The following is a 4,473-nucleotide window of genomic DNA, read 5'->3' on the forward strand; positions in this document are numbered from 1 at the left end:
CGCCCTTCATCCCCCGCCCGCCCGTCTGAAACCAAAACGGGCAGTCTCACCGAAACCGGCTCAAGGGGGGTCAAAGTTGGACGCCGATCCCTCGCCTCAGGGGGGCAAACTTGCATGCCGAAACACAGAGGGCGGCTGACTTCTGGGGTATCAATATCGGCAACCCGAATGGTGATGCCCTGCACCCGCAGAGTATCGCCGTCTATGACGCAGTTTCTCCGCGTTTCCCGTCCGCATCGGGAATACGATGGCGTCCCGGTATCCGCCGAAAAGCAGCCGATCAGCATGGCCCCGCAAAGGCCCGCGCGGACAGCGGCAACGATCCGCATCTCGATAATGTCGAGCTACGCTGCCACCGCATCACAACAGGCGACCGCGACGAGGCGGGGGTGCATGCCGCTCGTAAACTTGTCTTTGAGCCACACTGCATCGATCTTCGCCATCAGGCTGGCAGCCGCATTGGCATCGGCACACAGGCGCTTCAGTTCATTGCGGAACGCTGCCTCGTAGCTCTGGTAGCTCGGAAACCGTTCGACTTTTCCCATGCGTTCGCACTGCTGGACGGCCAGCACGAGCGGATCGATGCCATCTCTGTGCGCCCGGCGGAGGGGTTCGTCTTCCACTAGGTCCATGAGACGGATACCACCCGGCAACTCGCCCCAGATGCGCTGCACCTCGTTCGCGAACGTCTCGTAGAAAGCCCTGAACCCTACATCGCTGTCCGCACCGGCGCTCATTGTCTCCCGGTCAACAGGGGCGAGCACAGGCAGCCGATAGCCGACTTCAATGGCGAGGGTTTCCGGCACCTTGCGCACGAAGGACGTGTACCAACTGGGCATGGCCGGTCTCAGGCCCTGCCGATAAGCGTAGCCGATCAGGGGTAGCTTCTTGCCCTTGTGCATCTGCTCATATTCGAACTTGGCCATCGTGATGGCGGCCCCGGCAATCTCAGACGACATATCACTGAGGAATTTATCGGTGATGGCGTTGGCGTCCTCGACCGATCCTCCTTTCCGCAGGATTTCGAGGTAGCCGTATGCTCGTACCGCCTCCTTGCCCGCTGCCGTGTTGAACTTCAGCAGCTTGTACCCGCAGAAGGCCAGTAGCCCGAGAATGAGGATGGTTTCCATCAGCTAGCCCCGTAGAGAAGGGCCTAGTCGCGGTACGTCCCCGCGATTTGCCCCTTGATCCTTTGGTGATCGGGGAGTTGGAAAACCGAGGTTGCTCGATCCCTGTGACCTTTAGTTCGGAGAACCTGGACATACGTCACAGGCTCCCCGACCATAGGGTCAAGGAGTTCGACACCCTTCCGGTGGGCATCTGACCGACAACCTCAGGGGTTTCCACGCCCCAGAGCCGCACGTACGGCTCCGCACTCTATGTCTCGCGTTCGCCGGTCACTGTCAATGCAACGGTGTTCTTGGGGGCAAAGCGGTACGCCTTCAACGCAGCGATGCCAAAGCCGGAGATTTTAGCGTATTGGCGGCACGCACTAACGAATGCGCCAAGCTAGTCGAAGTTCCTGAGATCGATGGCTCGCTTGTCTTCTATAGCATTAAGGGACTGTGCTCTTGCTATAAAGCTCTCTAAGTCGACATCAATCGTTGCAAGTGATTTCGATATTCGATCTCTGGATATACCATTTGCGATAAGCATTGATAGGCAACCAAAGAAAGCGCGAGTCGTTTCGACGCGGTTGGCGAGCAGAGCTCCCGAGGTCGGTTCGTCTGTATCACGAAGTGTTCCTCCCGCGCCGTGGGTCTCCTCGTAAACCATGCGGCGAACGCAGAGGTGATCATGAAGATTCTCGGTAGAGGCTCTACCGATTGGATCGATCGCGAGCATTTCACGAGTTGCGTCGTGAAGGGTCTGGAGGATTGAGAGCGTTTCGTTCCTTCTGCTCTCAATATCAATTTGTAGATCTGGATTCTGCAGAAGGTCGAGCAGGTTAATACCAAGAGATATTACAAACCGTATCGTATCAGAAGCGCGGCGTGCGCGATCATCATGGCCGAAATCCTCGTTTCGGTATGCATATAGATGTTCAGTCATCTCCCGAAGAGTCTGTGTTTTCTTCCATAGTTTGTGGAATGTGCTTGCGGGAGTAGGTGCCAAGAGTGCATGCGCGATGACGCGGTTTCCGAAAGCGTCTGGTCTCTTGCCCCAGATAACGAAGAGGGACGGTAATTCGCGCATGCGCTGACCAAGCTGGTCATCAAGGAACTGTTCTGGTTCTGAGGGCAGCGACTCAAGAATTAAACCATATTCTGGACCTCGCCGCTTATGCTTTTGTGCAGCGAGAATTCGCATTGCTTCAATGCACAGTTCGCTGTCAGCAGGAACATCTTTAGGGTTCAACTTGGTCCAAGTTTCAGTAGCCTCTGGCTCTATGAGCGCCTCGATGACTCGCCAGTCCGATCGGCCGCGACTGGTGAGGTCGGCAGGGAATGGTATCCGCTCTCCGTCGACTGACGACATCACTGAGCGAAACAGCCAGCCACCCCAGCGAAGAGCGCAAGCAGCTCCATCTTCACGCCGCCAAATGGCGGACGCAACGGCGCGAGACAGTTGCCACAATTCCTGTTCGGGGTCAGAGTCGCCCAGCCTTGTCGCTGGCCTAGGTAGGCCTCTTCGGAGATTATCCTGCACGACATATAGGAGCATCGGCAGCAGAAGTCGTCCGTTCCATGCTCCCTCTACATCGAAAGCAGGAAGTGCATATTGCATAAGGCGCTCCCAAGTCGAGAATCTTCGACCCGGATCGTGGAGGCTCCGATCTAAAATCATGGTTGGTTGGTAAGGCGCTCGGTACTCCTCCAATAATTGAGCAGCGAATTCCGTATCGATCTCGATCAATACGTCAAAGATAAACCAATCGCTTCGGAATGGAAATACATTTTGGATCGTACGAAGGCCAAACCATATTTCATTTAACTCAGGGTTCGCTTGCCAACGTTGTTGGGCTTCGTGCATCACAATCCTATCTCGCTGTCCGCGCGAGCCAGCGGGATTGGCGACATAGTCTCTGACGAGTGTACTTGCAATCCGGCGTATAGAGTGCCGCAAATTAGGGCGTTGCTCGACGCGCCGCCGTATAAGATAAATGAGTACTCGAATTGCAACCGGGTCGTTGTCAACGATATTGCCGACAAGTTTCCATCGCGCGACGCTAGGGCGGATACAGAATATGGCTAACGCCGCCTCGACTAAGAGCGCCCCACGCAAAGATACGCCGTCTGTGTCTTCGTCAGCAGAAAGCTCCTCAGCCGCCTTGTGTAAGCCGCTTGCGCTTTGAAGCCAATGGATGACATCCTCTCTATATGAGGTGGCTCGCTCAGCGCGTTCGCTATTGTTGGATATGGCTTCCTCAATTCGCCTCTTTACGATCGCAGATGCCTTAGGGCGCCACGCTTTTTCTAGATATTCAGCGACTGACGCGCCAAACTCTCTATAGTAACGATCTCGACGAGCTTCTTGCTCCTGGGCCTCCTCAGGCCATTTCACGGTTTATGCTCCCTGCATATTTCCATAGCCGATCGAAATAACGGTCCGCTTGCGTCCGACGTGCTGACCAGCCTCGACTATATGCATTCACAAGGTGGTGCGTGCCTCCAACATTCGCACCCCAATGCCACAGCTCATCATCGATGATAGCAAAGCGATCGTGTGGCAGACGAACGAAGCTCTTGCTGTCGCGTATGATCGTAATGTCGATCTTGAATGATGGGTTGTCGTGCTCTTGGCGATAGCGTTCTAGGTTCTTCAGTTGTGCGATTTGATCGGTATGCCCGATCTTTCCTTCAGTTAGAAGGCGAATATTCTGCGCGCGCGTCCGAATAAGGGCGTCTTTAAATACCATGGAGAATGTCGCTTGAACCTCATCATTGACCTTAAGTAGGAATGGATCAACGAGCCATATGCGATCTGCGGCTTGACTCACGGCATCCATGAACTGGACAGACCGTGCGCCAAATTCACCGCAGTCAAACCGATAACGCTCCTCATGTGCCTCTGGAAATCGAGGTAGGTCTGCTCTGGAGTAATTGTCATCGAGGGATGGCCACGCTAGTGCCGGGACGAGGCTGGGTGGATCAAGTGGGCGCGGCCGTTCCTGAAATACTCGAGGCGGCCCAATCGTAGTCATTCGCCCTCTCCGCCCAGAAGAAGGCGTGCTGCGTCATCAAACGCTTGCTCTAACCTGTCCAAGACGTCCGCGGAATGCGGTAATTTCAAAATCATACTGGCCCTCTCCCCAATTGCATTCAGCGAATTGCCGGAAAGCCAGACATCGCCATCTATCACAAGAAAACGGTCGTGAATCGGAGGGCTCCTACCGCCCTTCATTAGTAAGCGTCGTCCTCAGGCCACGCTACTGAGGGTGGGCTTGGCGGGATAGGCCCATGGCATGAGCTCATCGATGCGGCTGTTGGGGTGGCCCTCGACGATGCGGGTGATGATGTCCGTGAGGTAGGC

Annotated in this window: 4 protein-coding genes; all 4 read right to left on the reverse strand. The window is 55.3% G+C overall.

The features are described from left to right. Window positions 1-344 precede the first annotated feature (344 nt). Complete coding sequence (locus tag ACO2RV_RS24885) at window positions 345-1,130, reverse strand: hypothetical protein (RefSeq protein WP_423296885.1); 786 nt, start codon at window positions 1,128-1,130, stop codon at window positions 345-347. A gap of 379 nt (window positions 1,131-1,509) precedes the next feature. Further along, window positions 1,510-3,504 (reverse strand): hypothetical protein, encoded by a 1,995-nt coding sequence (locus ACO2RV_RS24890; RefSeq protein ID WP_423296886.1) that lies wholly within the window; start codon window positions 3,502-3,504, stop codon window positions 1,510-1,512. Continuing rightward, window positions 3,491-3,949, reverse strand: a complete 459-nt coding sequence (locus tag ACO2RV_RS24895) for a hypothetical protein (RefSeq protein ID WP_423296887.1) — start codon at window positions 3,947-3,949, stop codon at window positions 3,491-3,493. The genes ACO2RV_RS24890 and ACO2RV_RS24895 overlap by 14 nt, the downstream gene beginning before the upstream one ends. 410 nt (window positions 3,950-4,359) lie before the next feature. Then, window positions 4,360-4,473, reverse strand: a 114-nt coding sequence (locus ACO2RV_RS24900; protein WP_423296770.1) for a transposase domain-containing protein, incomplete at its 5' end; no start/stop codon positions are given.

Origin of the sequence: Ancylobacter sp. VNQ12 (assembly GCF_049445835.1) — a bacterium.
GTDB lineage: Bacteria > Pseudomonadota > Alphaproteobacteria > Rhizobiales > Xanthobacteraceae > Ancylobacter.